Origin of the sequence: Paraburkholderia sp. SIMBA_027 (genome assembly GCF_046535315.1) — a bacterium.
In the GTDB taxonomy this organism is placed as follows: Bacteria; Pseudomonadota; Gammaproteobacteria; order Burkholderiales; family Burkholderiaceae; genus Paraburkholderia; species Paraburkholderia tropica.
Genome location: NZ_JAWRWY010000221.1, coordinates 1 through 348, shown reverse-complemented (window position 1 = coordinate 348; position 348 = coordinate 1). Strand labels below are relative to the sequence as shown.

The window sequence follows — 348 nt, the reverse complement described above, 5'->3', positions numbered from 1 at the left end:
CATCAGGATGCCATCAAGAAGGGCTTCGCCGCCAGAAAACCCGACACCATCTGGGAAGTGCCTTATATGCCGATCGATCCGAGCGATCTCGGCCGCACCTATGATTCGGTCATTCGCGTGAATAGCCAGTCCGGCAAGGGCGGCATAGCGTACCTGCTCGAACAGGGTTACGGCGTAGTATTGCCGCGGCGATTGCAGGTGGATTTCAGCTCCGCCGTGCAACGCTATACCGAAGACAGTGGGCAGGAAGTCACGCCCTCGCAGATCTGGGAATTGTTCCAGCAGGAGTATGTGCGCAACGATTCACCGGTGCGGTATGTCGGACATAGTCTGTCCGAGCACGGTGAC

The 348-nt window shown here is 57.8% G+C and carries 1 pseudogene; it reads left to right on the top strand.

Annotated features, from left to right (window positions below):
* Window positions 1-348: pseudogene (locus SB764_RS38855) on the top strand (2-isopropylmalate synthase); the annotation flags it as partial.